A 26,165-nucleotide genomic window follows, 5' to 3' on the forward strand; every position below is an offset into this window, starting at 1 on the left:
ATGCCGGGTATACGTACGCGCGCCGGCCGCGGACCGCTTCCGCGGCCGGCCCCGGTGCGCATGACGGAGGGAGCACGGGAGATGACCTTGCGATCGGTGGAGACGCCGGGCACCCCGTCGCCGGAGACGGAGTCGCCCGCCTCGGCCGCGACGACGACGGCCGCGACCGCCGCGACCGCCGCGACCGCCGCGACCGCCGCGACCGCTGCGACCGCCGGGACGACGGCGCCCGCGACCGCCGCGCCGGCTGACGCGAGCGACGGCACGACGGACCGCGCACGGGTCCGCAAGCAGCGGCTGCGAAGACGGCTCGAACGCCTCATCGGCATCGCCGCGACGGAGGGCAACGACCTCGCGCCGCTGCGCAACGGGGACGCCATCTTCCCCGCCATGCTGGAGGCGATCCGCTCGGCGCGGCACACGATCGACATGATGACCTTCGTCTACTGGCGCGGCGAGATCGCCCACGAGTTCGCGGACGCGCTCGCCGAACGCGCCCGGGCCGGGCTGCGCGTGCGCCTCCTCCTCGACGGGTTCGGCGCCCAGAAGATCGAGCAGGATCTCCTCGACGCCATGGACGCCGCGGGCGTGCAGGTCGCGTGGTTCCGCAAGCCGGTGCGGCTGTCCCCGCTGAAGCAGAACCACCGCTGTCATCGCAAGGCCCTCGTCGTCGACGAGACCACCGCCTTCACCGGAGGGGTCGGCATCGCCGAGGAGTGGTGCGGCGACGCGCGTCACCCCGGAGAGTGGCGGGACACCCACGTCCGGGTGCGAGGCCCGGCCGTCGACGGCATAGCCGCCGCCTTCGCGCAGAACTGGGCCGAGTGCCATGACACGCTCCACGACGAACGCGACCGCTTCATCGAGCACGAGCAGGTGGGCGGCGCGACCGTCCAGGTGGTGCGGGGCTCGGCCAGTTTCGGCTGGCAGGACATGCAGACGCTGATCCGGGTGGTGCTGGCGTCCGTGGAGGAGCGCTTCCGGCTGTCCACCGCCTACTTCGCCCCCGACGACTACTTCGTCGGCCTCCTCGCGGACACCGCCCGGCGCGGGGTGCGGGTGGAGATCCTGCTGCCCGGCCCGCACACCGACCAACGGGCCTGCCGGCTGGCCGGACAGCACCACTACGAGACGCTGCTGGCGGCGGGCGTCGAGATCCGCGAGTACCAGCCGACCATGCTGCACACGAAGATCATGACGGTCGACGGCGTCGCCTCGCTGATCGGATCCACCAACTTCAACCGGCGTTCGCTGGAGCACGACGAGGAGGTCATGCTCGCGGTCCTGGACGAGGAGTTCACCGCGGCCCTGGACCGCGACTTCGACGTGGACCGCGACCGGAGCGCCCCGGTCGACCTCGCCCGGTGGCGGCGCCGGTCCCTCCTCCAGCGCGCCCGGGAGACCGCCGTCACGCCGATCAGACGGTTCCTGTAGACCGGCGTGCCCGGCGGCCCCGACACCACTCGATAGGGTGTCGTTAAAGAATCACCCAAGAAACACCCAAGTCGAAGGAGGGGGCAGCCGTGGGCTCCGCGCGCATGAGCAGTACGCCGTTGCCGGGCATCGGGGTCCGTTACGACCTGACCACGCGGGAGCGGCAGCGCCTGTCCGTGGTCGCGCACCGGGACGGGGCACGGACCCTGAGCGCGTACCGCGAGGACGATCCCGACGCCTGCGCGCTGTCCGTGCGGCTGGCGGCCGGGGAGGCGGAGGCGCTGGTCGGCGCGCTGATGCCCGCACACCACAGGGCGGGGCTGCTGTCGACGACCGAGCTGGGGCTGGTGGCGGAGCGGATAGAACTGGCCGCCACCTCGCACTGGAACGGGCGGCTGCTCGGCGACACCCGCATGCGGACGCAGACCGGGGTGTCGATCGTGGCCGTGCTGCGCCTGGCCGAGGCGATCCCCTCACCGGGACCGGACTTCCGGCTGGCCGGCGGCGACACCCTCATCGTCATCGGCACCCGTGAGGGCGTGGAGGCTGCCGCCGCGATCCTCGGTCGGGAGTGATCCGGCATGCACTCCTCCGCCGTCTTCCTCATCGAATTCGGGGCGATCATCCTCGCCCTGGGGCTGCTGGGCCGGTTCGCCGGGCGTTTCCGGTTCTCCCCCATCCCGCTGTACCTGCTCGCCGGGCTCGCCTTCGGGCAGGGCGGACTGCTGCCGCTGGACACCAGCGGGGAGTTCGTGGCGATCGGCGCCGAGATCGGCGTGATCCTGCTGCTGCTCATGCTGGGCCTGGAGTACACCGCCAGTGACCTGGTGTCCAACCTCAAGACGCAGTACCCGGCGGGGCTGGTCGACGCCGCGCTGAACGCCGTGCCCGGCGCCGTGGCGGCGCTGCTGCTGGGCTGGGGGCCGGTGGCCGCGGTGGTGCTGGCCGGGGTGACATGGGTGTCCTCGTCCGGGTGATCGCCAAGGTGCTCGGCGATCTCGGGCGGCTGGGCAACCGGGAGACCCCGGTGATCCTCAGCATCCTGGTGCTGGAGGACCTCTCGATGGCCGTGTACCTGCCGATCATCACCGCGCTGCTGGCCGGGGCGGGGCTGGCGTCCGGCAGTGTCACGCTGGCCGTCGCCCTCGGCGCCGCCGGGCTGGTGCTGGTGGCGGCGGTGCGGTTCGGCCGGCACATCTCGCGCTTCGTCTCCAGCGACGATCCCGAGAAGCTGCTGCTGGTGGTGCTGGGGCTGACCCTGGTGATCGCCGGGCTGGCGCAGGAACTGCAGGTCTCGGCCGCCGTGGGCGCCTTCCTGGTGGGTATCGCGCTGTCCGGCGAGGTCGCCGAGGGCGCGCACAATCTGCTGGCCCCGCTGCGGGACTTGTTCGCCGCCGTGTTCTTCGTCTTCTTCGGCCTGCACACGGACCCGTCCAGCATTCCGCCGGTGCTGCTGCCCGCGCTCGCGCTGGCCGTCGTCACCGCGCTGACGAAGATCGCCACCGGCTATCTGGCCGCGAAGCGGGCCGGCGTCTCGGCCAGGGGACGCTGGCGGGCGGGCGGCGCCCTCGTCGCGCGCGGCGAGTTCTCCATCGTCATCGCCGGCCTGGCCGTCACCGCCGGGGTCGAGCCCTCCCTGGGCCCGCTCGCCACGGCCTACGTGCTCATCCTGGTCGTCGTGGGCCCGCTCACCGCCCGCTGGACCGAGCCCGTGGCGCTCCGCCTGACCTCCCGCCTGAGCAGCCCCGCCCCGGCGGCCGAACCCCGGCCCGCGACCGTCCCCGCGCTCGCGGAACCGAACGAGAAGGACTAACCGCGGCGGCCCAGTTCCAGCACGCCCAGCGCGAACTCCTGGTGCGGTGGGGCCGCGCTCGCGAGGAGGACGAAGCGGGCGTCCGGTGCCTCGGTCAGGGCGTCGCCGAGGTAGTGCTCCTCCTCGAACCGCTCGGTGACCAGGTCCATGGGGCCGCCGAAGCCGAGCAGGAGCAGCGCGAGCAGGCGCCGGCGCGGCGACACGATCTCGGAGAGCGGTGGTACGTCGTCGGCCGGCGACACGTCGTCCTCCAGCGTCTCGAGCACGTCCTCCACGGGCTCGCCGATGGCCGCCACGAGGTCGTCGGCCAGCAGGTCCAAGGCGTCGTAGAGGGAGGAGGCGGCGCCGCGGGCCGCGAACTTCCCGGCGCCCAGCGAGTGGAGGTGCGAGACGTCCAGTTCCAGGCCCTCGCCGTAGGCCACCGCGAGATAGCGTCCGCCGCACCACTCCGGTCTGCGCCGGTCGCCGTCCGCCTCCGCGAGGCAGCGCAGCACTTCGTCCACGTCCATGCCGCGCAGTCTGCCAGCCCGGCGCGGCGGCGGGAGCCACCGTGGACGATCACGCAGCGGCGTTGCCGCCGACTCGGGGACCGAAGGCAACGCCGCTGGGGGTGCCGGGTCTTCGCCATTACTGCCCCGGCGTCCAGGCGTCTGCCCGGGCACCGCGCCGCCATGCTCGGCCGAACGGACGAAACACCGGCCGCGGCGGGACCAGCGCCACGGCGGGATCAGCGCCGGGTGCGGTCGAGACCGCGCCGGGATCAGGGGCGCGGCCGCTTTCGGCGCGCCGGTGATGGAGCCGATGGCCGCGGGGACCTCGGCGCCGCCCCGTGATCGCCCGCCCGACGCGGTTCAGACGGCCAGTGGGCGGCCGGCCGCGCCGTGGGCCTTGTCGCGCAGGGGGATCCGTACCGTGACCCGCTTGCCCACCGGCTCCCGTGTGACCTGGTAGGACTCCACCAGGGCCAGCACGATCTCCAGGCCGTGCCGGCCGAGCCGCTCCGGGTCCGGGGCCTGCGGCGCCGGCAGCCGCTGGTCGGAGTCCCAGACCGCGATCTCGACCGTGTCGCCGACGATCCGCAGGTCCATCAGCACGGGGCCGGGCGCGTACTTGCGGGCGTTGGTGACCAGCTCGCTCACCACCAGCTGGGTCACGTCCACCGCGTGCCCGGCCACCGGCACCCCGTGCCGGGAGCGCGCTCTGCCGAGGAACGCGGCCGCCACGCGGCGGGCCTCGGCGATGGAACCGTCGTCCCCGTCGAAACCCGCCATCGCCTGGATCCGCTCAGCACCCTGAGCGGTGTCGTCCTCGTCGGGGGACGTCGACTCCATACAGCTCGCCTTCACCACGCTCACGCCGTGACTTCTACCCCCGCTCGCGCAAGCATGCAGTCCCGACCCGATCGGCTCACGGATCGAGACGTATCTCACCCGTGCGGGGGCGCTCAGCCGTGGCTGCGGGGCAGCCGTACCACCTGGACGAAGAAGTCGTCGATCTGGCGGACCGCCGCGATGAACTGGTCGAGGTCGACCGGCTTGGTGACGTAGGCGTTGGCGTGCAGTTTGTAGCTGCGCAGGATGTCCTCCTCCGCGGCGGAGGTGGTGAGCACCACCACGGGGATGTGGGACAGGTCCGGGTCGGACTTGATGTTCTCCAGCACCTGCCGGCCGTCGTACTTGGGCAGGTTCAGGTCCAGGAGGATGAGGTCCGGTGTCGGCGCGTTCGCGTGCTCGCCGCGCCGGTAGAGGAAGTCGAGCGCCTCCTCGCCGTCGCGGACCACGTGCAGCGTGTTGCCGATCTTGTTGTCCTCGAACGCCTCACGTGTCATCAACTCGTCGCCGGGGTCGTCCTCGACCAGGAGGACGTCGATCGGGGTGGCGCCGGGCTCGGTCATGTCAGGGCCTTTTCGTCGGTGTCGTGAGGCACATCGGCGGCCTCGGCGGTGAGCGGCAGGGTGAAGCGGAAGCGGGTGCCGCCGGTGTGGTCGGGGTCGATCCATATCCGGCCGCCGTGGTACTCGACGATCTTCTTGCACAGGGCGAGTCCTATGCCGGTGCCCCCGTAGGTGTCCCGGCTGTGCAGCCGCTGGAAGATCACGAAGACCTTCTCGGCGAACTCCTGCGGGACGCCGATGCCGTTGTCGGTGACGCTCAGCAGCCAGCTGCCGTGGTTCTCGGTGCTCTCCTCGCAGGTGACGCGGATGTCCGGGGTGCGGTCGGGGTGGCGGAACTTGACGGCGTTGCCGATCAGGTTCTGCCACAGCATGGCCAGCAGCATCGGGTCGCCGACCACCCGGGGGAGCTTCTCCGGGCGTTCGACGCGCGCCTGCGCCTCGGTGACGGCGGTGTCCAGGTTGGCGAGCGCCTTGTCCAGCGCCTGGTCGAGCTCGACGGGCAGGTGGGCGTCGTTGACCCGGCCGACCCGGGAGAAGGTGAGCAGGTCGTTGATGAGCACCTGCATGCGTTTGGCGCCGTCGACGGCGAAGGCGATGTACTGCAGGCCGCGCTCGTCGAGCTGGTCGCCGTACCGCTTCTCCAGCAGCTGGCAGAAGGAGGCCACCTTGCGCAGCGGCTCCTGCAGGTCGTGCGAGGCGACGTAGGCGAACTGCTCCAGCTCCGCGTTGGAACGGCGCAGCTCCACGGCCTGGACGTCGAGGTCGGCGGCCTGCCGGGTGAGGAGGTCCCGCTGGGCGCGCGAGGCGTCGAGCTCGGCGACGATCTGCTGCCGCATGTCCTCCACGGCCTCGGCGACGGCGGTGACGTCCTTCGGCCCCCCGCCCGTGATGACGTGGCCGAACTCGCCGCGCGCGACCCGGCGGGAGGAGTCCCGCAGCGCCGCCAGCGGGCGGGCCACCAGCAGCCGGATCAGCACCGTCAGGGCCGCGCCGGTGAGCAGGAACAGGACCACCAGCGCGGTGAGGACCGCCGCGCGGACAGTCCGCTGGTGCGCCAGCCGTTCCTTCTCGTCGTGCACGGCCCGGGTCAGGTCGCCGGTCTGCGCCGCCCACTGGGCGCGCACCTTGTCGAAGGCCTTCCGGCCCCGCTCGGCGGTCGCCTTGTCGATCGTCCCCGGCTGTCCTTCGGTGACATCGGCGATCAGCGGCTCGGCGTAGGTGCGGCGCCAGGTTTCCGCGTTCCGCTCCACCTGCCGCAGGTCCTTCAGGAGGGCGGGCCGGTCACCGACGAGCGCCCGGAGACGGGCGGCCGAGCGGGCCTCGTCCCGCTTGCCCTGGAAGTACGGTTCGAGGAACTGCCGGTCGGCGGCGATGGCGTAGCCGCGCACGCCGGTCTCCTGGTCCACCAGGGCCGCCTGCAGCCGGTACGCCTCGGTCTGGGCCGGCAGGACACGGCCGGTCAGCCGGTCGGTGATGTCCGCGGTCTGCCCGAGCAGCCGTGCGCCGATGACGGTGCCGACCACCACCAGCACCATCATCAGGGCCACGACCAGCTGGAACCAGCCCAGCACCGTCAGCCGGGGACCGCTCGGCGACCCGCTCGTCCCGTCACTCACACGCAACCCCGTCACTCACACGCAACTCCGACCCGTTCGTCCGGTTCGTTCGTCCGGCTCGTTCAGTTCCAGCTCAGATGCAGGACGGCGACGTCGTCGTCGAGACCGCCCTGTTGTTCGGCCAGCTCCTCCGCTCGCTGGATCAGCCCGTCGACGAAGGCCTCCGGCGCCAGCCCGGCCGTCTCCCGGGCCAGCCGCAGCAGCCCCTGCTCGCCGAGGCGCTCCGGTCCGCGGCCGACGTGGCCCTCGAACAGGCCGTCGGTAAACAGGACCACCGCCGCCGCGGGCGGCACGTGGAGCTGCTCGACCGGCCAGCGGGCCCGGCCGGGCACCACGCCGAGCGCCGGCCCGGCCGGCACCTCCACCCACTCCACGCGCGCGTCCGGCGTGCGCAGCAGCATTCCCGGGTGCCCGGCGCGGATGATGCGGGCCCGGCGTTCGCCCGGCGCCGCGGTCAGGGTGGCCAGCGTGGCGAACACCTCGGTGCGGGCCCGCTCGGCGACGAGGATCTCCTCGAGCCGGGCGACCTGCTCGGCGCCCGTGACACCGCTGAGCACCAGGGTGCGCCACGCGATGCGCAGGGCCACGCCCAGGGCGGCCTCGTCCGGTCCGTGTCCGGACACGTCGCCGATCAGCGCGTGCACGGTGCCTTCCGTGCTCTGCACTATGTCGAAGAAGTCGCCGCCCAGCAGGGCCTGGGAACGGCCGGGGCGGTAGCGCGCCACGACCTCGACGCCGTCGCCGCGCAGCAGCGGACGCGGCAGCAGACCGCGTTCCAGGCGGGCGTTCTCCCGGGCCTGGAGCTGGCTCGCGCGCAGGGCCACGGCCGCCCGTTCGGCCTGCTTGCGCTGGATGGCGTAGCGCACGGCCCGGCCGAACAGGTCCGGCTCGACCCGCCCCTTGACCAGGTAGTCCTGGGCGCCGGCCGCCACCGCGGCCAGGCCCGTCTCCTCCTCGGCCAGCCCGGTGAGGACCACCACGGCCACCTGGTCGGCCTGCGTCCGGATCTGCGAGACCGCCTCCAGTCCCCGGGCGTCGGGGAGGTTGAGGTCCAGCAGCACGCAGTCCGGCTTCTCCCGCAGCAGGGCGTCGCGGGCGTCGGTCATCGAACGGACCCACCGCAGCCGTATCCGCAGGGCGCTGTCGGCGACCAGTTCCTCCACCAGCAGGGCGTCGCCGGGGTCGTCCTCGACCAGCAGCACGGTCGGCTCGCGCCACTGCCACGGCACGCCGACGTCGACGCGGACGGGAGAGGCCGACCCGGCAGCCCTCGGCTGCGACGTCACCATTGTCCTGCCTTCCCCGCCTCACGTCCGCCCCGACTGTTGTCGTCCGACAACAGCGGCGAGCATACCCGCGTCCCGATCTCCGTGCCGCACGGTCCGGGCACGTCCGCACCTCCCGGCCTGTGCTTCCGCTCCCCGTGACTCCGCGTGCCCCCGCCCCCCTCCCCGGCCGCTCCCGGTACGGCGGGGCGCCGAACGCGGCGGCCCCGGAGGCGGCCGGAGGGGGGAACATACCGAACCCGGGCGGAGGCCGGGGCACGGCCGAGCCCCGCCGGGTGCGTCGGCTCCCGGCGGGGCGCGGAAAGGCACGGGGACGGGGTCCGCGGCAGGCGGCCGGGGCCCGGTGGACCGGATGCTCACCCGGTGGTGAGCAGTCCCTCGCGCAGACGGGTCAGCAGGCGGCTGAGCAGGCGGGAGACGTGCATCTGCGACACGCCCAGACGCTCACCGATCTCCGCCTGGGTGCGCTCCTCCACGAAGCGCATGTGGATGATCAGCCGGTCGCGTTCGTCGAGCTGGGAGATCAGGGGCGCCAGGGCGTGGAAGTCCTCGACGAGCTCCAGTGCGGCGTCCTCGCAGCCGATGAAGTCCGCCAGGACGCTCTCGCCGTCCTCGCTGGTGGAGATGGCGGCGTCCAGGGAGGAGGAGTTGTAGCCGTTGGAGGCCAGGCGGGCCTCGATGACCTCCTCCTCGGTCAGGGACATCAGCTGGGCGAGTTCGGCGACCGTCGGCGTGCGGCCGAGCCGGCTGCTCAGTTCCTCCGTCGCCTGCGCCAGCTGCACCCGGGCCTCCTGCAGCCGGCGCGGCACGTGCACGGCCCAGGAGGTGTCGCGGAAGAACCGCTTGATCTCACCGACGATGTAGGGGATGGAGAAGGAGGTGAACTCCACCTCGCGGGAGACCTCGAACCGGTCGATGGCCTTGATCAGCCCGATGACACCGACCTGCACGATGTCCTCCATCTCCTCCGGCCCGCGGCTGCGGAACCGTGCGGCGGCGTAGCGCACCAGGGAGATGTTCATCTCGATCAGGGTGTTGCGCGCGTACTGGTACTCCTCGGTGCCCTCCTCCAGCACCGCGAGCCGCGCCAGGAAGTGGCGGGTCAGCTCGCGGGCGTCCTTGGGAGCGATCCGGGAGGGGTCGGCGACCTCCGACAGTTGCCCCGCACCGGCTTCGGTCGTCAACGCCGCCGTCATGTTGGTTCCCTCTCCCTCGGTCTCGAACGGCCGGTCGGCCGCCCGGGCTGGCAGGTACCCCCGAATTCCCATTTCATCCTCCCCTTTCGTCAGTGTGTTCGTCCGTGTGCCGGGCGGGCGCCGCCGGCGGCCCGGCCCGCCAGGCCCCTGAACAGGCGGCTGCGGCCGTGGCCGGGCACGGTCCACAGCGGGTGTCCGCGCACGCCCCAGGACCGCAGGAGGGCGTTGGCGGCCAGGAATCCGGTGGTGGCGGCCCGCTCCATCAGCGCCACCGGCAGGTCGGTGCGCACCAGGTCGCCGGCGAGCACCAGACCGGGCTGCGGGGTGTGCACACCGGGCCGGTCGTCGTGGCCGCCGACCGGGAACAGGGGGCAGTCCCGGCGCCACTCGTGCCGTTCGTCGAGGATCCGGGCCTCCCTCGTCTCCGGGAAGACGCGGCCGAGCTGCTCGATCAGCCGCTTGGTCTCCATCTCGCGGTCGGCGTCCTCGGGCAGCGCGTATCCGTGCAGTTCGACCACGGACCCGCCGGTGCGCCCGGCCCAGCGGGCGGCCTGCGACTCCCAGCGTTCGAGGACGCTGACGTTGTCCAGGGAGCCGTAGCCGGCGGTGCCCAGGAAGCCGGGCCGGTCCCGGGCGACGGGGCGGTCCAGCCAGAGGCGGGAGACCAGGAAGGGCGGGGCGGTGCGCAGCCGGGCGACGCGTTCGCGCCAGGCGGCGTCGCCCAGCCCCGGGGAGCGGCCCACCAGGGAGCGCAGTCCGGGGGTGTCCAGGGCCAGTACGACGCTGTCGTGCCGGGTCTCCGCGCCGCCCGCGGTGACCGTGAAGGCCCCGTCCGCGCCCGGGGACACGTGCTCGACCGCCGTGGAGGTGCGCAGGGTGACGCCGTGCCGCCGCAGGTGGCCGCCGAGCGGGTCCCACAGGGCCGCCGGGAACGGGTCGCGGGGCACGTCGAACAGCAGTCCCTCCGCCGAGCCGAGGAAGTAGATGTGGAACATCAGGACCATCTCGGCGGCCGACAGGTGCCGGGGGTCGGCGAAGAAGCTGCGGGAGAAGACCTCGAACGCCAGGTGGCGCGCCGCACGCGGGAAGCCCAGCGCCTCAAGGAAGTCGTGGGCGCTGACGCCGTCGAGCCGGTCGTAGACGTCGGGCACACGGACGTCGAGGAGCCCGAGCGCGGTGGCCGGCTTCATCCGTACGAGGTCACGCGCGCGGAAGGAGGGGCTGAGCGCGACGAAGCCGAGCGCGCTCAACGGCGGGGTGCGCGGAACCCTGCGGAAGCTGTCGTGCAGTCCGTTCGCGTGGAGCAGCGGGTAGTCGGGCAGGCCGGTGAGGCGTTCCAGGCCGGGGTCGGTGCGGCGCAGCAGGGCGCGCAGGTTGTAGTACTGGCGGAAGAAGGCGTGGAAGCCCCGGCTCATGGTCGCGGCCGAGCCGTCGTGGAGGTCCACCTGCCAGCCGCCCACCCGGCCGCCCAGGTAGGACTCGCGCTCGTACAGGGTGACGTCCGCGCCGCGTTCGGCGAGGGCGGTCGCGGCGGCGAGGCCGGCGATGCCGGCGCCGACGACGGCGGTGCTGCGGGGCGTCCCGGTCACCCGGGGCGCTCCGGGCGGCGCGGGCAGGTGGACGGCGCGGCGGTCCCGGCCGGGACGGGCGGCGGGCACGGCTTCGCTGGTCATCGCGGTCCTCCGGCGGTGGAGCGGGCACGGCGGCCGACGACGGTGTGGGTGATGCCGGTCTGCCAGCCGGGCAGCGGCAGGACCCGCACCCCGTCGAACCCGGCGGCGTGGACCCGGCCCGCGAACCGGTCGGCGGTGTCGAAGCCGACGACGCTGCGCCACAGGTGGCGGTACAGGTCGCCGTCGCCGAGCGCGGTGGCGACGGGCAGCACCAGCCCCCGGCACACGGCGGTCCACACCGCGCGGTGGGCGGGGCGGCCGCTGAGCGTGTACTCGTGCACGGCGAGCCGGCCGTGCGGGGCGAGCAGGCCGTGGGCGGCGGCCAGTACGGCGTCGGGGTCCGTCACGTTGCGGAAGAGGTAGCCGGCGAACACCGCGTCGAAGGGCCCTTCGACCCCCGCCTCGGCGAGGTTCTCCACCGGGGAGCACACGAAGCGGACGCCCTTCGGCCAGGGCTTGGCCATCGCGCGGCGCAGCATGCCGGCGGAGGCGTCGACGGCCGTGATCTCGGCGTCGGGCAGCGCGGCGCACAGGGCGGCGGTGGACGCGCCGGTGCCGCAGCCGAGGTCGAGCACGCGCAGTCCGGTGCCGGGAGCCGGCAGTCCCAGCCGGCGTGCCGAGCGGCGCAGGTGGGCGTGGTAGCCGGGGTTGGCGGCGACCAGTGTGTCGTAGCCGGGTGCCGCGCGGTCGAACGCGGCGGCCAGGTCCGCGTCGTGCAGCAAGGTCATGCCGTCTCCTGGTGCGGGTCGTCGGGGGTGGGGCGTGCGGCGGGCGGGGCGGGGCGCACGCCGGTCAGGGGGCGGGGCGGGTGGCACGCCGGTGAGGGCGCGGGACGGGGGCGGGGCGGGTGGCACGCCGGTGAGGGCGCGGGACGGGGGCGGGGCGGGTGGCACGCCGATGGGGGCGCGGGACGGGGGCGGGGGCGCACGCCGGTCAGGGGCCGGGGAAGGGGCGGCGGGGCAGCCGGGGGACCTCGGCGGCGGCGCGGAGCATGGGCAGGACGGGGGTGCGCAGGCCGATGCCGAGTTCCTCGTGCAGGCGGGTGCCGCCGTCCAGGAAGCGCAGCAGCCGGGCCATGGGCACCCGGGAGAACAGGCGGGAGAAGAAGGCCGCGCCGTCCACCAGGCCGCTGTTCAGGGCGTGCAGCAGGACGGCGTCCATGGCGCGGGAGCGCGCCGAGTGGGGCTGCGGCGGCACCGGACGGCGCCCCTGGAGCAGGGCGGCCGCGACGGCGGCGGTCTGCCGTTGCACGCCGGCGAAGGTGTAGCCGGTCGACGGCCGGGTCGCTCCCCCGGCCGCGCCGATGCGGAAGACCGACGGCGCCGTCTGCCGGGGGAAGGGAGCGTCGGTCATCGGGATGACGCCGGTCTCGGTGCCGACCACCTCGAAGTCGTCGAGGCCGAGCACGGTGCCGGTGTAGTGGCGCAGCGCCGCCTCGTAGGCGTCGGCGGACAGCACCGCCGGGGAGAACTCGGTGTACTCCACGAGGGCCTGCCCGGAGCCGGTGGGCAGGACGTAACCGAAGGACAGGCCCTTGGCGGGCTGGGCCGTGCGAAAGTCCATGAGCTCCACGCAGGACGGGTCGAACGCGGGGCGGCCGGTCCGCACGAACCAGCCGTGGAAGTGCTGCAGCAGCGTGGTCCGGGCGGCGGGCAGGCTGCCCGGCGGGCGGGAGTCGAACGCCCAGCGGGCCCGCACGGACAGGTCCCGGCCGTCGGCCGTCCGGGCGTGCACGCGGGCGCCGTCGGGGACGCCCTCGACGCTCTCGACCGTCGCCTGGAGCCGCTGCACCCGTCCACTCTGTGCGAGGTCGTGGTCGACCAGGCACTCGAAGTCGTCCGAGCGGAGCATCTTGTACGTCAGTGGGGCGATGTCGTCCTCGACGGTCCCTCCGGTGGGCCGGTGGACGCGCAGGCGCCGCCAGGAGGCGGTGACGGCGGCGTCGTAGCGGCCGGGGCCCGCTTCCCAGAAGCACCAGGTGCGCCGCGGCGGGCGCAGCGGGCCGGGCGGGGCGTCCACCAGGACGGCGGACAGCCGGCGGGCGCCGGGCGCGGGGCAGGACAGGCGGTGCGCCAGGGACAGCCCGGCGGCTCCCGCTCCGATGATGGCGACGTCCGCCTCGAGCACGTCCCGCTCTCCTCCCGCACCGGTCCCGCCTGTCCGGATCATTCCCGCCGGGGTACCCGTTCGGATGCGGTACGTCACCTGCGCGGTCGCGTCCCGCGTGAGCCTACCGAGCCGAATCGGCTCCGGCGCGGTGCGCGCATCGTTCGTGCACTGGTGTCACGCCGCGTACTCGTCCGCGTCGTCGGCGAGACGGCTGGCGAGGCGGTGCAGTCCGCGGCGGGCGTGGCTCTTGACGGTGCCCAGGGGCCATCCGGTGAGTTCGGCGATCTGGGTCTGGGTCAGGTCGTCGTAGAAGGCTAGGTTGAGCACGCGCCGCTGCGGTGCGGGCAGCCGCTCCAGTTCCCGGGCGAGCACGACCCGGTCGAGCGCCGCCTCCGGCCGGGCCCTCTGGTCGGGGACCGTCAGCAGCAGCGTGGCGCCCGCCGCCGCGACGAGTTCGGTCCGCCGGGTACGGGCCGACAGCGCGTCGGCGATCTTCCGGCGGGCGATGCCGACCAGCCAGGCCGGCAGGGTCCCGCGCCCCGGGACGAACCCGGCCCGGCCCCGCCACGCCGCGAGGAACACCAACTGGGTGACGTCCTCCGCCTCCCTCGCGTCACCCAGCGAGCGCTTGGCGAGGGTGTACACCAGCGGGCCCCAGCGGCGGTGGACGACCTCGAGACACGCCTCGTCCCCGGCGAGGAAACCGTCGACGAGTGTGGTCTCGTCGAGGTCCGCGCGGGTTTGCTGTGCGGTCGTCATGGCTACTCCTCTGCTGAGCCTGATCACCACTGAGAGCGACTACGACCACTCCACCGTGCAGATTCGATGCACCCTTGTACAACTCGCATCGTCTTTGCATCGAAAATTCGGCAGCAGCCGGCGCGCGAGCCGTCATCCGGCAGTGATCGCCGCATCCGTCGCCCCGGCCCGCGCGGAAGCGATGACGACGATGACGACGACGGCAGCTCTGATCGCGAGGATCTCGATGAGGGGAACCGGCATGAGCCCCACCGCGGCGAAGGATCACCGTGCGGACCGACGTCCGCCGGACCGCCCCCGCGCCGACCGGCCGCACGGCGCCCCGGCCGCCGCCCACCCGGCGGGCACGGACGACCCGTGCGCCGCGGACGCGGAGGCGGCCGGCGTCCACGGCCGGCGCGCCGCGGACGCCGGCACGACCGGGGCGGACGACCCGTGCGCCGTGGAGGCCGGGGCCCGTCCGCACGCCGCGGACGCCGATGTGACCGGCGCGGACGACCCGCGTGCCGTGGACGCCGACGTGACCGGGGCGGTGCGCGGGGTCCTGGCCGGTCTGCTCGCCGAGCGGGTGGCCGCGGCCGAGGCGGTCGACCCGCTGTTCGCACGGGACCTGGCCGCGCGGGTCGCGCGGTTCACGCAGGACGGCGGCAAGTTCACCCGTTCCCGCCTCGTGTGGTGGGCGCAGCGCGCCTGCGCCGGCAGCGCGCCCCCGGCGCCGCACGCCGCCCTGCGGATCGGGGCCGCCCTGGAACTCATCCAGACCTGCGCCCTGATCCACGACGACGTGATGGACGCCGCGCCGCTGCGCCGCGGCCGTCCCGCGCTGCACGCCGACGTCGCCGCCCAGTACGCCGGCGCCGCCGGAACGGGCAGCGCCCGGCTCGGCCGGGCCGCCGCCATCCTGGCCGGTGACCTGGCCCTGGCCTGGGCGGACGACGTGGTCGCGGACACCGAGCTGCCGCCGGACACCGCCCACCGGGTGCGGGAGCTGTGGAGCACCATGCGGATGGAGATGGTCGCGGGGCAGTACCTCGACGTCCACGGGGAGGCCACCTCGGCGCGGTCCCTCGCGCGGGCGATCCGCGCCGCCTGCCTCAAGAGCGCGCTGTACTCCGTGGAGCGTCCGCTGGCGCTGGGCGCCGCGCTGGCCGGCGCGGACCCGCTCACCACCCGGGCGCTGTGCTCGGCCGGCCGCTGCGTCGGCCTCGCCTTCCAGCTGCGCGACGACCTGCTCGACGTCTTCGGCGATCCCGAGCGCACCGGCAAACCGGCCGGGGGCGACCTGCGCACCGGCAAGCCGACCTACCTCGCCGCCGTCGCCCGGGCGCGGGCCGAGGCGGCGGGCGACCGGCGCGCCCTGACCGTGCTGCGGGACACGCTCGGCCGAGCCGACGCGTCCGACGCCGAACTGGACGCCGTACGGGAAGTGTTCACGGCCACCGGGGCACGGCGCACGGTGGAGGGCAAGATCGGGCGGCTGGTCGCGCAGGGGCTGCGCCACCTGGACGCGGCCCCGCTCGAACCGCACGCCGGGCAACGGCTGACCGGGTTGCTGCGCTCCGCCGCCGCGCCGCCACCGACGGGCGCCGCTGACTCCGGGGACGCCGGACACGCCGCGGACGCCGGGCACGCCGGAAACGCCGCGGACGCCGGGGACGCCGCGGTCCCCGTCTCCCTGCTGCTGACCGCCGCGGACGAGGGGGCGCGCCGATGACCCGCACCGTTCCCGGGCGCACCGACCACGTGGTGGTCGTCGGCGCCGGTCTGTCCGGGCTGGCGGCCGCCCTGCACCTGCTCGGCGCCGGACGCCGGGTCACCCTGGTCGAGCGCGACGAGTCGCCCGGCGGACGTGCCGGGCGCCTGGTGCGGGGTGGCTTCCACATCGACACCGGGCCCACCGTGCTGACAATGCCCGACCTCGCCGACGAGGCGTTCGCCGCCGTCGGCGACAGCCTGCACGACCGCGTCGAACTCCTGCCGCTGCACCCGGCCTACCGGGCGCGCTTCGCCGACGGCAGCACCCTGGACGTGCACACCGGCGCGGAGGCGATGGAGGCGGAGGTGGAACGCTTCGCCGGAGCGCGCGAGGCGGCGGGCTACCGCAAGCTGCGCACCTGGCTGGAGAAGCTCTACCGGGCGCAGCTGCGCCGCTTCATCGACGTCAACTTCGACTCCCCGCTGCAACTGCTCAGCCCGGACCTCGCCCGGCTGGCCGCGCTCGGCGGGTTCGGCCGGCTGGACGCACGCATCGGCCGTTTCGTGCGCGACGAGCGGCTGCGGCGGGTCTTCTCCTTCCAGTCCCTGTACGCGGGCGTGTCACCGGCCCGCGCCCTGGCCGCCTACGCCGTGATCGCCTACATGGACACCGTGGCCGGCGTGTACTTCCCGCGCGGCGGCATGCACGCCCTCCCCCGGGCCATGGCGGACGCCGCCGCCGACGCGGGGGCGGAGCTGCGCTTCGGGGAGGCGGTCACCCGGCTGGAGCGTTCCGGGGACCGTGTCACGGCCGTCGTCACCGAGCGGGACCGGATCCCCTGTGACGCGGTGGTCCTCACGCCCGACCTGCCCGTCGCCTACCGCCTGCTCGGCCACACCCCGAAGCGCCCGGTGCCGCTGCGGTTCTCCCCGTCCTGCGTGATCCTGCACGCCGGGACGGACCGCACCTGGCCCTGGCTGGCCCACCACACCATCTCCTTCGGCGCGGCCTGGCGGCAGACGTTCACCGAACTCACCGAGACCGGCCGTCTGATGAGCGACCCGTCCCTGCTCATCACGCGCCCCACCGCCACCGACCCCGGCCTCGCGCCGCCCGGGCGGCACCTGCACTACATCCTGGCCCCCGCCCCCAACACCGCCCTCGGGCCCAGCGCGGCGGACTGGGGCGACCTGGCCCCGGGCTACCGCAACAGCCTGCTCACCGAGCTGCAGCGGCGCGGCCTCGACGGCATCGCCTCCGCCGTCGAGGAACAGTGCCTGGTCACACCGGCCGACTGGCAGGCGCAGGGGCACGCCGCCGGCTCCCCCTTCTCCGCCGCCCACACCTTCGCGCAGACCGGCCCGTTCCGGCCGCGCAACCTGGTGCGCGGCACGGCCAACGCGGTCCTCGCCGGCTGCGGCACCACCCCCGGCGTCGGCGTGCCGACCGTGCTGCTGTCGGGGAAGCTGGCGGCAGCGCGGATCACGGGCGGCGGCCGCTCACCGGGCGGCGGCGCGCGACCGCGGCCCGTCGTGCGGAAGGCCCGGGAAGGGAGGCCGTCGTGACCGACCGCGAACTCGACGCAGCCGGCATCGCCGATCCCGCGCTGCGGCAGGCGTACGCGCACTGTCGGCGGCTCAACGCCCGGCACGGCAAGACGTACTTCCTCGCCACCCGTCTGCTGCCCGTGGAGCGCAGGCCCGCGGTGCACGCCCTGTACGGCTTCGCCCGCTGGGCCGACGACATCGTCGACGCCCTCGACACCGTCGGCCCGGCGGCCTCCGCGGACGAGCGCTCGGCGCGGCTGGCCCGGCTGCAGGACGAGCTGGAGACGGGCCTGCGCGCCGGGGACAGCGAGGAGCCCGTGGTGCGCGCCCTGGCCGACACCGCCGACCGGTACGCCATCGACCACCGGCACTTCGCCGACTTCATGACCGCGATGCGCGCCGATCTGGACGTCACCGGTTACGCCACCTACCGGGACCTGCGCGGCTACACGTACGGCTCGGCGGAGGTGATCGGTCTGCAGATGCTGCCGGTGCTCGGCACGGTCGTCCCGCGCGAGGAGGCGGCGCCGCACGCGGCGGCGCTGGGCGTGGCGTTCCAGCTGACGAACTTCCTGCGGGACGTCGGCGAGGACCTCGACCGCGGCCGCGTCTACCTGCCCGCCGACCTGCTGGCGGCCCACGGCGTGGACCGCCGGCTGCTGCGCTGGAGCCGTGACACCGGACGCCCCGACCGCCGGATCACCGCCGCGCTGCGGGAGTTCGAGCGGCTGACGCGCGAGGTCTACCGGGAGGCGGCGCCCGGACTGGCCATGCTCGAACCGGTCTCCCGCCCGTGCATCCGCACCGCGTTCGTGCTGTACGGCGGGATCCTGGACGCGGTCGCCGCGGACGGCTACCGCTCGGTGCAGCGCCGGGCCGTGGTCCCACGGCGGCGCCGGGCCGTGGTGGCCGCCGACGGTCTGGCCCGGGTGATCGCGGCCAGGCTGCGCGCCCGCCGGGCCGGGAACCGGTCGGCCGCCGAGTCCGCCGCGCCGGCCGGTCCGGCCGGTACCGCCAGTACGGCACCCGGGGCCGCGTCCGGGACGACGCCCGGTTCCACGTCCGGGACGACGCCCGGTTCCACGTCCGGGACGACGCCCGGTTCCACGTCCGGGACGACGCCGGGGGCCGCGTCCGAATCGATTCCGGAAAGGGTCGCCTGATGCCCCGCCGACCGCAGGACCGTCGCCGTTATCCCCTGTCGCTCCGCCGGCACCCGGTGCGCTGGGAACAGCAGCGGCCGACCTGGCGCCAGGCGCGCCCCGCGGTGATCGCCGAGGCGCTGAAGCGGGCCCAGGCGCGCCCCTCCGGCAACTGGTTCGTGCTGGGCGCGGCGCGTGACGTGCGCGGCGACCGGCCCCTGTCCGGCACGGTGGCCGGGCAGGAGGTCGTGGTGTGGCGCACCGCCGACGGGCGGCTGGCGGCGGGGCCGGGCGTCTGCCCGCACCTGGGCGCGCCGCTCGCGGACAGCCCGGTGCGCTGCGGGACGCTCGTGTGCCACTGGCACGGACTGGCCCTGGACGGGGCGCCGTTCGCCGGGTGGGAGCCGCTGCCCGTGCACGACGACGGGGTCCTCGTCTGGGTGCGCCTGGACGCGGTGGGCGGCGAGGCGCCGCTGGACGCCCCCGTCGTCCCGCCCCGCCCCGAGCCGGCCCGCGCCCTCGCGGCCGTCTACACCGGGGTGGGCGTGTGCGAGCCCGAGGACGTCGTCGCCAACCGGCTCGACCCGTGGCACGGGGCCTGGTTCCACCCGTACTCCTTCGTCGACCTGACGGTCGTCTCCACGCCGGACGGGGACGGCGCGGACGGGGGCGGGGCGGACGCCGACGACGGCTTCACCGTGGACGTCTCCTTCAAGGTCGCGGGACGGCTCGTGGTGCCGGTGCGGGCGGTCTTCACCACGCCCGGACCGCGCACGGTCGTCATGCGCATCACCGAGGGCGAGGGGCGGGGCTCGGTCGTCGAGACGCACGCCACCCCGCTGGGTCCGGACGAGCGGGGCCGACCCCGCACCGCCGTCGTCGAGGCAGTGGTCGCCTCCTCCGAGCGGCCCGGATTCGCCGTGGCCCGCAGGATGGCCCCGGTGCTGCGCCGGTTCATGGAGGCGACGGCCGGACGGCTGTGGCGCGACGACCTGGCCTACGCGGAACGCCGCTGGCAGCTGCGCTCCACCGGGCGGTTCCCGGGCTGACCCGGGCTGACCCGGGCGGGGACGCCGTCCGGTGCGGGGCCCCGCGTGGGCCCCGCGCCCCGGCGTGCCGCTCGGGCCCGGACCTGCTGCACTCGGTCCATGGGCCCTGACCGGACCGGCGCCCCGCCGGAGACCTCGCCGCGCCGCCCCGAACTGGTCACCTTCGGGCACGGCACCGCGGACCGTGTGTCGCTCACGGAGCTGCTCCGGGGCGCCGGCGTCACCGCCGTCGTCGACGTCCGTACCGCGCCCGGCAGCCGCCGCCACCCGGACATGGCACGACAGCGGCTGGAGCGGTGGCTGCCCGGGGCGGGCATCGCATACCGCTGGGAGCCGCGCCTGGGCGGCTTCCGCAGACCGCCGCCGGACTCGCCCGACACCGTCTGGCGCAACGTCTCCTTCCGGGGCTACGCCGCGCACACCCGCAGCCCGGAGTTCGTCGCCGCCATGGACGACCTGCTGCGGCAGGCAGGCGAGGAACGCACCGCGGTGATGTGCGGCGAGACGGTGTGGTGGCGGTGCCACCGGCGCCTGATCTCCGACTTCGCCGTCCTGGCCCGCAGCGCGCCCGTCCACCACCTCATGCACGACGGACGCCTCACGCCCCACCAGCCGACCCCGGGCGCCCGCCTGCGCCCCGACGGCCTCCTCGTGTACGACGAGGAGCCCACCGCCCCTCCCCCGCGCTGACGACCACCACCGGTCCCGCCAAGCTGAGGGCCGCCACCGGTCCGCGGACGCGGGCGCGGTGGCCGACTCCGCCGACACGGCCCCGGCCGCGGTCCGGCATCGTGACTGCCGTCGGCGGCTCCGCACGTGGCTGCCGCGGACGGCCTGCCGCCGCGATCGCCGCCCTGACTGCCACCGGCGGTTTCGCCCTCGTGGCCCCAGCCACCGCTCCCGCCGACCTGGCCGCCGTCGGCGGTCTGCCGCGTGATCGCCACCACCGGTATCGGCGCCACGGCTCCCACCGCCGTAGACGCCGCAGGCAGTTCCGCCCACCCGGCTCCCCCACCGCTTCCGCCGACGCGGCTCCCGCCATCACCTCCGTCGGCGCCGGTGTGCCGGTGATGCGGGCCATGGCCGGGCGTTGCATCCGTCGGGGCTGCCGGTGCCGAAGCAGGAGGTGCCATGACCGGTGGCGTGACCGCCGGTCGCGTTACGTGAGCGGAGGCGCCTGTGATCGACGTCGGGGTCTGTCACCCGGGCGGGACGCCGTGGACGTGAGCGAGCAGGACGTCGACGCCTTTCCCGCGGCCGGTGTGACCACGGGCTTCCTCGCCCGGCGCCTGGGTGTGTCGCCCACCACCCTGCGGTCCTGGGACCGCCGCTACGGCCTCGGCCCGGCGGCCCGCGCCGACGGACGCCACCGGCGGTGGTCGCCCGACGACATCGCCATGGTCTTCGAGATGTGCCGGCTCACGGCCGCGGGCATCCCCCCGGCCGAGGCGGCACGGGCCGCGAAGGAGCGCGCCGGCACAGGCGCCGCCGGGGCAGGCACCGCCGGGGCGGCCGGCGTCGGGGCAAGCACCGCCGGGACGGCCGGCGTCGGCCGGGCGCCGGTGCCGTTCTCCGGGCTCGTCCGCGGCGCCGTACCCGTGCCGCTGGACGGCAGCCCCGCGGCGCCCGCCTCGCGCTCCCCCAGCGGCCTGCCCCTGGGGGACGTGCGGCAGGAGTGCAGGGGCCTGGCGCGGGCGGCCGTACGGCTGGACGCGACCGGCGTGCAGGAGCAGCTCACGTCGGCGGTGCGGACCTACGGGCTGGTCGTGGCGTGGGAGGAGATCCTCGCGCCGGTGCTGCGGGCCGTGGGCCGCAAGTGGCAGTCCGCCGGAGACCGCTACCTGGAGGTCGAGCACCTGCTGTCCTGGCACGTCTCCGCCACGCTCCGGCACGCCTACGTGCACGCCGCGGCGGCCCCGCGCAGGCCCGGGGTCCCTCCGGTGCTGCTGGCCTGTCTGCCCGACGAGCAGCACACCCTGCCGCTGGAGGCGCTGGGCGCGACGCTGGCGGAGCGGGGCGTGCCCACGCTGATGCTCGGCGGCGCCGTGCCCGCCGGCGCGCTCACCGACGCGATGCGGCGGGTCGGTCCCGGCGCCGCGGTGCTCTGGTCGCAGTCCCGCTCCACGGCGGACCTGCCGCTGGCGCGCCGGCTCGCCGTCACCCGCTGGGGTGTGCGGGGCGCCCGGACGCACAGCGCGGTGCTGCTCAGCGGTCCCGGCTGGGGCCGCGCCCAGGGGCCTGGCCTGCTCCGTCCACGGGGCCTGCACGAGGCCCTGCGGATGCTCGAGACACGGGACTCCTGAAAGGCTCCCCGAGCACCGCCCCGAGCACCGCCCAGGCACCGGAAAACAGGTCCGAGTACCCATGTATTCGCTGGTCATTCCACCGAGTTCGAAGGTTTTTCGGGCGGGCTGAAGTGCCCCCATCAAGCTTTGGTTGTCGCACGACAACTGGGTTAACCTTCACCGGATTTTCTCATCCGGCCGATCCACGGACTGCGGAAATGCGGACGGTGAGCGGGCCAGAAAAGGACCCGACACGGTTCCGAGCTCTCGGGGTGAGGGCTCTTGGGGAAGCGGAACGAGGGCGCGCATGACCAGCAAGACGATCGAGGCCGTGGACCGGGCCCCGGGCGAGCAGGAGCTGCGGCAGCTTCTGGCCGGACTGACCGCGGTACGTGACGGTGACTTCGGCACCCGGCTGCCGTCCGACGGCGAGGGCCTGCTCGGCGACATCGCCACCGTGTTCAACGGCATGGTGGACCAGTTGTCGGTGTTCACCTCGGAGGTGACGCGCGTCGCGCGCGAGGTGGGCACCGAGGGCACGCTGGGCGGCCAGGCGGAGGTGCCGGGCGTCTCCGGCACCTGGGCCGACCTGACCGACTCGGTCAACGCCATGGCGGGCAACCTGACCACCCAGGTCCGCGACATCGCCCAGGTGGCGACCGCGGTCGCCAAGGGGGACCTGTCGCAGAAGATCGACGTCCCCGCGCGCGGCGAGATCCTTCAGCTGAAGGAGACCGTCAACACGATGGTCGACCAGCTGTCGTCGTTCGCCGCCGAGGTCACCCGCGTCGCCCGCGAGGTCGGCAGCGAGGGCCGGCTCGGCGGACAGGCGCAGGTGCCCGGCGTCGGCGGCGTGTGGCGCGACCTGACCGACTCGGTCAACTTCATGGCCGGCAACCTCACCTCCCAGGTCCGCAACGTCGCCCAGGTGACCACCGCGGTGGCGCAGGGCGACCTCTCGCAGAAGATCACCGTGGACGCCCGCGGCGAGATCCTGGAACTCAAGAACACCATCAACACGATGGTCGACCAGCTCTCCGCCTTCGCCGACGAGGTCACCCGCGTCGCCCGCGAGGTCGGCACCGAGGGACGCCTGGGCGGGCAGGCGGACGTCAAGGGCGTCAAGGGCACCTGGCGGGACCTCACGGATTCCGTGAACTTCATGGCGGGCAACCTCACCGCGCAGGTCCGCAACGTCGCCCAGGTCGCCACGGCGGTGGCGCAGGGCGACCTTTCGCAGAAGATCACCGTCGACGCCCGCGGCGAGATCCTGGAACTCAAGAACACCATCAACACGATGGTCGACCAGCTCTCCGCCTTCGCCGACGAGGTCACCCGCGTCGCCCGCGAGGTCGGCACCGAGGGCAACCTCGGCGGACAGGCCATCGTGCGGGGCGTGTCGGGCACCTGGAAGGACCTGACCGACAACGTCAACGTGATGGCGTCGAACCTGACCGGTCAGGTCCGCTCCATCGCGCAGGTCGCCACGGCCGTCGCGCGCGGCGACCTGTCGCAGAAGATCACGGTCGAGGCCAAGGGCGAGGTCGCGGCGCTGGCCGACGTCATCAACACGATGGTCGACACGCTGTCCGCGTTCGCCGACGAGGTCACCCGCGTCGCCCGCGAGGTCGGCACCGAAGGACGCCTGGGCGGCCAGGCGAACGTGCCGAACGTGGCGGGCACCTGGAAGGACCTGACCGACAACGTCAACTCCATGGCCAACAACCTCACCGGCCAGGTGCGCAACATCGCGCTGGTGACGACCGCGGTGGCCAACGGCGACCTGTCGAAGAAGATCGACGTCGACGCCCGCGGCGAGATCCTGGAGCTGAAGACCACCATCAACACGATGGTCGACCAGTTGTCGTCGTTCGCCGCCGAGGTCACCCGCGTCGCCCGCGAGGTCGGCAGCGAGGGCCGGCTCGGCGGGCAGGCCGAGGTGGAGGGCGTCGAGGGCACCTGGAAGCGGCTTACGGAGAACGTCAACGAGCTCGCCGGGAACCTCACCCGGCAGGTCCGCGCCATCGCCGAGGTCGCCAGCGCCGTCGCCGAGGGCGACCTGACCCGCTCGATCACCGTGGAGGCGTCCGGCGAGGTCGCCGAGCTGAAGGACAACATCAACTCCATGGTGGAGTCCCTGCGCGAGACCACCCGGGCCAACCAGCAGCAGGACTGGCTCAAGACCAACCTCGCCCGCATCTCCAGCCTGATGCAGGGCCACCGCGACCTGCCCGTCGTCGCCGAGCTGATCATGGACGAGCTGACGCCGCTGGTGTCGGCGCAGTACGGCGCGTTCTACCTGGCGGAGGACACCGCGCGCGGTCCCGAGCTGCGGCTGGTGGGCTCCTACGGCCGGCCCGACGACGCCGACCGGCCCGAGCGCATCCCGGTCGGCCGTTCACTGGTCGGGCAGGCCGCCCGCAACCGGCGCCCGATCAGCGTGGAGGAGCTGCCGGCGGGCTACGTGACCATCTCCTCCGGGCTCGGGCAGGCCCTGCCCAGCGCCCTGGTCGTGCTGCCCATCGTGGTCGAGGAGCAGGTCCTCGGGGTCATCGAGCTGGCCTCCGTCGGCCGGTTCACGCGGATCCACCAGGACTTCCTGGCGCAGCTGATGCCGACCATCGGGGTCAACCTCAACACCATCGTGGCCAACGCGCGTACCGACGAGCTGCTGGACGAGTCGCAGCGGCTGACCGCCGAACTCCAGGCGCGGTCGGAGGAGTTGCAGGTGCAGCAGGACGAACTGCAGCGCTCGAACGCGGAACTGGAGGAGAAGGCGTCCCTGCTGGCCTCGCAGAACCGCGACATCGAGGCGAAGAACCTGGAGATCGAGCAGGCCCGGCAGGAGCTGGAGACCCGGGCCCAGGAACTGGCGCTGGCCTCGAAGTACAAGTCGGAGTTCCTGGCGAACATGAGCCACGAACTGCGCACCCCGCTCAACAGCCTGCTGATCCTGGCCCAGTTGCTGGCGCAGAACCCGTCGCGCAACCTGACCCCGAAGCAGGTCGAGTACGCGGGCATCATCCACTCGGCGGGCTCGGACCTGCTGCAGCTGATCAACGACATCCTCGACCTGTCGAAGGTCGAGGCGGGCAAGATGGACGTCGCCCCCGAGCGCGTACCGCTGCGCAAGCTGCTGGAGTACGTCGAGGCGACGTTCCGGCCGATGACGACGCAGAAGAGCCTGGAGTTCACGGTGGCCACCGCGCCGGGCACGCCCGTCGACCTGCTCACCGACGACTCCCGGCTGCGGCAGATCCTGCGCAACCTGCTGTCGAACGCGGTGAAGTTCACCGAGCAGGGCGGCGTGGAGCTGCGCATCGAGCCCGCCGCCGACCGGGAGGTCCCGCGGGGTGTCCACCGCGGTGGTCCCGTCGTGGCCTTCCGGGTCAAGGACACCGGCATCGGCATCCCCCAGCAGCACCTGGAGACGATCTTCGGGGCGTTCCAGCAGGCGGACGGCACCACCAGCCGCAAGTACGGCGGCACCGGCCTCGGCCTGTCCATCACCCGGGAGATCGCCCACCTGCTCGGCGGCGCGGTCACGGTCGACAGCGCGCCCGGCCGGGGCTCCACGTTCACGCTCTATCTGCCGGTCGCGCGCGCCGACTTCGAGGACCTCCTCGACGGCGGCGGCCGGCCCGCGGAGATCGCGCACGCCTCGGCCTCCGCAGACGCGCTGCCGGAGGCCCCGGCGCAGGCCGCCGGGCACGGCGGGGCGCAGGAACAGCGCAGGCGCCGGCTGCTGGTCGTGGAGGAGCGCCCGCGCGGACTGCTCACCCTCGTCGCCGAGCGCGCGGTCGCCGACATCGCGCCGGACCCCGACGACCCGCTGGGCGCGATCGACATCATCACCGCCGTCGGGGCCCAGGAAGCGGCGGCGACGCTGGCCGCCGAACCGTGCCACTGCGTGGTCCTGGAGCTGGGCATGCCCGACGACGAGGGGGCCCGGCTGCTGGAGGCCATGCGGGGCGACTCGGCGCTGTCCAGCGTGCCGGTGCTGGTGCACACCGGTCACCGGGTGGACCTGGCGCACGAGCAGAAGCTGCGCTCCCGCGCCGACGGCCGCCCGCTGGACTTCCTCTCCAGCCTGGACGAGCTGCGTGAACGCGTCACGCTGCACCTGTCCGCCGAGGAGCCGGGCGACGTGCTGTCGCTGGTGCGCGCCGAGGAGCCGCAGCGCCCGGCCGCGCAGGTGGTGGACGACGCCTTCCTCGGCCGTACGGTGCTCGTGGTCGACGACGACGCGCGCAACCTGTTCGCGCTCAGCGGGGTGCTGGAGCTGCACGGTTTCCAGGTCCTGCACGCCGACAACGGCCGCAAGGGCATCGAGATGCTGCTCGCCCATCCGGACGTGTCGCTGGTCCTGATGGACGTGATGATGCCGGAGATGGACGGCTACGCCGCGACCGCGGAGATCCGCGCGATGCCGCAGTACGCCGAGCTGCCGATCATCGCCGTCACCGCCAAGGCCATGCCGGGGGACCAGGAGAAGAGCCTGGCGTCGGGCGCGAACGACTATGTCACCAAGCCCGTCGACACCGACGACCTCATCGGCCGCGTGCGACGCTGGCTGTCGGCGTGAGGGGGCGTCACGCCGCCGTGCGCACCAGCCGATCACGTGGCGTCCCTGGACGTCGGAGCCGAGGAACAGGTCAACCGTGAG

19 protein-coding genes and 1 pseudogene are annotated in these 26,165 nt (G+C 74.1%); 10 read left to right on the forward strand and 10 right to left on the reverse strand.

Annotation, left to right across the window (positions count from 1 at the left end):
• The first annotated feature begins 81 nt into the window (after positions 1–81).
• The 3 genes and pseudogenes from ACZ5GT_RS23495 to ACZ5GT_RS23505 all read left to right on the forward strand — a co-directional run bounded on the left by ACZ5GT_RS23495 (position 82) and on the right by ACZ5GT_RS23505 (position 3,247).
• Positions 82–1,434, forward strand: coding sequence for a phospholipase D-like domain-containing protein (locus ACZ5GT_RS23495; protein ID WP_469029038.1), 1,353 nt, complete (start codon positions 82–84; stop codon positions 1,432–1,434).
• A gap of 104 nt (positions 1,435–1,538) precedes the next feature.
• A complete protein-coding gene (locus ACZ5GT_RS23500; RefSeq protein WP_469029257.1) occupies positions 1,539–2,009 on the forward strand; it encodes a cation:proton antiporter regulatory subunit in 471 nt (156 codons plus the stop codon).
• A gap of 6 nt (positions 2,010–2,015) precedes the next feature.
• Positions 2,016–3,247 (forward strand): annotated as a pseudogene (locus tag ACZ5GT_RS23505) (cation:proton antiporter).
• Here the strand turns inward: ACZ5GT_RS23505 and ACZ5GT_RS23510 are convergent.
• The 10 genes from ACZ5GT_RS23510 to ACZ5GT_RS23555 all read right to left on the reverse strand — a co-directional run bounded on the left by ACZ5GT_RS23510 (position 3,244) and on the right by ACZ5GT_RS23555 (position 13,780).
• Positions 3,244–3,756: a hypothetical protein gene (locus tag ACZ5GT_RS23510; RefSeq protein ID WP_469029041.1), complete on the reverse strand. Its 513-nt coding sequence runs from the start codon at positions 3,754–3,756 to the stop codon at positions 3,244–3,246. The pseudogene ACZ5GT_RS23505 and the gene ACZ5GT_RS23510 sit on opposite strands and share 4 nt — an antisense overlap.
• Before the next feature lie 342 nt (positions 3,757–4,098).
• Complete coding sequence (locus ACZ5GT_RS23515; RefSeq protein ID WP_469029044.1) at positions 4,099–4,602, reverse strand: ATP-binding protein; 504 nt, start codon at positions 4,600–4,602, stop codon at positions 4,099–4,101.
• 89 nt (positions 4,603–4,691) lie between these two features.
• Entirely contained in the window at positions 4,692–5,141 is a 450-nt protein-coding gene (locus ACZ5GT_RS23520) for a response regulator (RefSeq protein WP_469029051.1), read from the reverse strand.
• Positions 5,138–6,679 (reverse strand): sensor histidine kinase, encoded by a 1,542-nt coding sequence (locus ACZ5GT_RS23525; RefSeq protein WP_469029260.1) that lies wholly within the window; start codon positions 6,677–6,679, stop codon positions 5,138–5,140. Before ACZ5GT_RS23525 ends, ACZ5GT_RS23520 begins: the two co-directional genes overlap by 4 nt.
• Positions 6,680–6,819: 140 nt before the next feature.
• Complete coding sequence (locus ACZ5GT_RS23530; RefSeq protein ID WP_469029060.1) at positions 6,820–8,046, reverse strand: PP2C family protein-serine/threonine phosphatase; 1,227 nt, start codon at positions 8,044–8,046, stop codon at positions 6,820–6,822.
• 353 nt (positions 8,047–8,399) lie between these two features.
• Positions 8,400–9,239: a SigB/SigF/SigG family RNA polymerase sigma factor gene (locus ACZ5GT_RS23535; protein WP_360754222.1), complete on the reverse strand. Its 840-nt coding sequence runs from the start codon at positions 9,237–9,239 to the stop codon at positions 8,400–8,402.
• An 89-nt stretch (positions 9,240–9,328) separates the two neighbouring features.
• On the reverse strand, positions 9,329–10,912 hold the full coding sequence (locus tag ACZ5GT_RS23540) for an FAD-dependent oxidoreductase (protein ID WP_469029070.1): 1,584 nt from the start codon (positions 10,910–10,912) through the stop codon (positions 9,329–9,331).
• Positions 10,909–11,640, reverse strand: coding sequence for a methyltransferase domain-containing protein (locus ACZ5GT_RS23545; RefSeq protein ID WP_469029075.1), 732 nt, complete (start codon positions 11,638–11,640; stop codon positions 10,909–10,911). Before ACZ5GT_RS23545 ends, ACZ5GT_RS23540 begins: the two co-directional genes overlap by 4 nt.
• A gap of 205 nt (positions 11,641–11,845) precedes the next feature.
• Positions 11,846–13,039, reverse strand: a complete 1,194-nt coding sequence (locus ACZ5GT_RS23550) for a lycopene cyclase family protein (RefSeq protein ID WP_469029079.1) — start codon at positions 13,037–13,039, stop codon at positions 11,846–11,848.
• A 156-nt stretch (positions 13,040–13,195) separates the two neighbouring features.
• Positions 13,196–13,780, reverse strand: a complete 585-nt coding sequence (locus tag ACZ5GT_RS23555) for an RNA polymerase sigma factor (protein WP_469029084.1) — start codon at positions 13,778–13,780, stop codon at positions 13,196–13,198.
• A gap of 241 nt (positions 13,781–14,021) precedes the next feature.
• On the opposite strand from ACZ5GT_RS23555, the gene ACZ5GT_RS23560 reads away from it, so the two are divergent.
• From ACZ5GT_RS23560 to ACZ5GT_RS23590, 7 genes are all read left to right on the forward strand, one after another.
• Positions 14,022–15,494, forward strand: a complete 1,473-nt coding sequence (locus ACZ5GT_RS23560; RefSeq protein ID WP_469029088.1) for a polyprenyl synthetase family protein — start codon at positions 14,022–14,024, stop codon at positions 15,492–15,494.
• Complete coding sequence (gene crtI / locus ACZ5GT_RS23565) at positions 15,491–17,041, forward strand: phytoene desaturase family protein (protein ID WP_469029093.1); 1,551 nt, start codon at positions 15,491–15,493, stop codon at positions 17,039–17,041. The genes ACZ5GT_RS23560 and crtI overlap by 4 nt, the downstream gene beginning before the upstream one ends.
• Entirely contained in the window at positions 17,038–18,186 is a 1,149-nt protein-coding gene (locus ACZ5GT_RS23570) for a phytoene/squalene synthase family protein (protein ID WP_469029100.1), read from the forward strand. Before crtI ends, ACZ5GT_RS23570 begins: the two co-directional genes overlap by 4 nt.
• Positions 18,186–19,214 (forward strand): DUF5914 domain-containing protein, encoded by a 1,029-nt coding sequence (locus ACZ5GT_RS23575; protein WP_469029104.1) that lies wholly within the window; start codon positions 18,186–18,188, stop codon positions 19,212–19,214. Before ACZ5GT_RS23570 ends, ACZ5GT_RS23575 begins: the two co-directional genes overlap by 1 nt.
• A 99-nt stretch (positions 19,215–19,313) precedes the next feature.
• The gene (locus ACZ5GT_RS23580) at positions 19,314–19,904 is read left to right on the forward strand and encodes a DUF488 domain-containing protein (protein WP_469029109.1); all 591 of its coding nucleotides are present in this window, start codon (positions 19,314–19,316) and stop codon (positions 19,902–19,904) included.
• A gap of 533 nt (positions 19,905–20,437) precedes the next feature.
• Positions 20,438–21,517, forward strand: a complete 1,080-nt coding sequence (locus tag ACZ5GT_RS23585) for a MerR family transcriptional regulator (protein ID WP_469029111.1) — start codon at positions 20,438–20,440, stop codon at positions 21,515–21,517.
• Positions 21,518–21,806: 289 nt separating this feature from the next.
• A complete protein-coding gene (locus ACZ5GT_RS23590) occupies positions 21,807–26,084 on the forward strand; it encodes a HAMP domain-containing protein (protein ID WP_469029114.1) in 4,278 nt (1,425 codons plus the stop codon).
• Positions 26,085–26,165 lie beyond the last annotated feature (81 nt).

The sequence above is a fragment of the Streptomyces sp. NPDC031340 genome, from assembly GCF_055569945.1.

Coding starts and splice junctions, on each gene's coding strand:
- ACZ5GT_RS23500 (WP_469029257.1), top strand. CDS start 1,539: ATGAGCAGTACGCCGTTGCCGGGCATCGGGGTCCGTTACGACCTGACC.
- ACZ5GT_RS23555 (WP_469029084.1), bottom strand. CDS start 13,780: ATGACGACCGCACAGCAAACCCGCGCGGACCTCGACGAGACCACACTC.
- ACZ5GT_RS23580 (WP_469029109.1), top strand. CDS start 19,314: ATGGGCCCTGACCGGACCGGCGCCCCGCCGGAGACCTCGCCGCGCCGC.
- ACZ5GT_RS23545 (WP_469029075.1), bottom strand. CDS start 11,640: ATGACCTTGCTGCACGACGCGGACCTGGCCGCCGCGTTCGACCGCGCG.
- ACZ5GT_RS23560 (WP_469029088.1), top strand. CDS start 14,022: ATGAGCCCCACCGCGGCGAAGGATCACCGTGCGGACCGACGTCCGCCG.
- ACZ5GT_RS23590 (WP_469029114.1), top strand. CDS start 21,807: ATGACCAGCAAGACGATCGAGGCCGTGGACCGGGCCCCGGGCGAGCAG.
- crtI (WP_469029093.1), top strand. CDS start 15,491: ATGACCCGCACCGTTCCCGGGCGCACCGACCACGTGGTGGTCGTCGGC.
- ACZ5GT_RS23575 (WP_469029104.1), top strand. CDS start 18,186: ATGCCCCGCCGACCGCAGGACCGTCGCCGTTATCCCCTGTCGCTCCGC.
- ACZ5GT_RS23495 (WP_469029038.1), top strand. CDS start 82: ATGACCTTGCGATCGGTGGAGACGCCGGGCACCCCGTCGCCGGAGACG.
- ACZ5GT_RS23525 (WP_469029260.1), bottom strand. CDS start 6,679: ATGATGGTGCTGGTGGTGGTCGGCACCGTCATCGGCGCACGGCTGCTC.
- ACZ5GT_RS23520 (WP_469029051.1), bottom strand. CDS start 5,141: ATGACCGAGCCCGGCGCCACCCCGATCGACGTCCTCCTGGTCGAGGAC.
- ACZ5GT_RS23530 (WP_469029060.1), bottom strand. CDS start 8,046: ATGGTGACGTCGCAGCCGAGGGCTGCCGGGTCGGCCTCTCCCGTCCGC.
- ACZ5GT_RS23510 (WP_469029041.1), bottom strand. CDS start 3,756: ATGGACGTGGACGAAGTGCTGCGCTGCCTCGCGGAGGCGGACGGCGAC.
- ACZ5GT_RS23540 (WP_469029070.1), bottom strand. CDS start 10,912: ATGACCAGCGAAGCCGTGCCCGCCGCCCGTCCCGGCCGGGACCGCCGC.
- ACZ5GT_RS23535 (WP_360754222.1), bottom strand. CDS start 9,239: ATGACGGCGGCGTTGACGACCGAAGCCGGTGCGGGGCAACTGTCGGAG.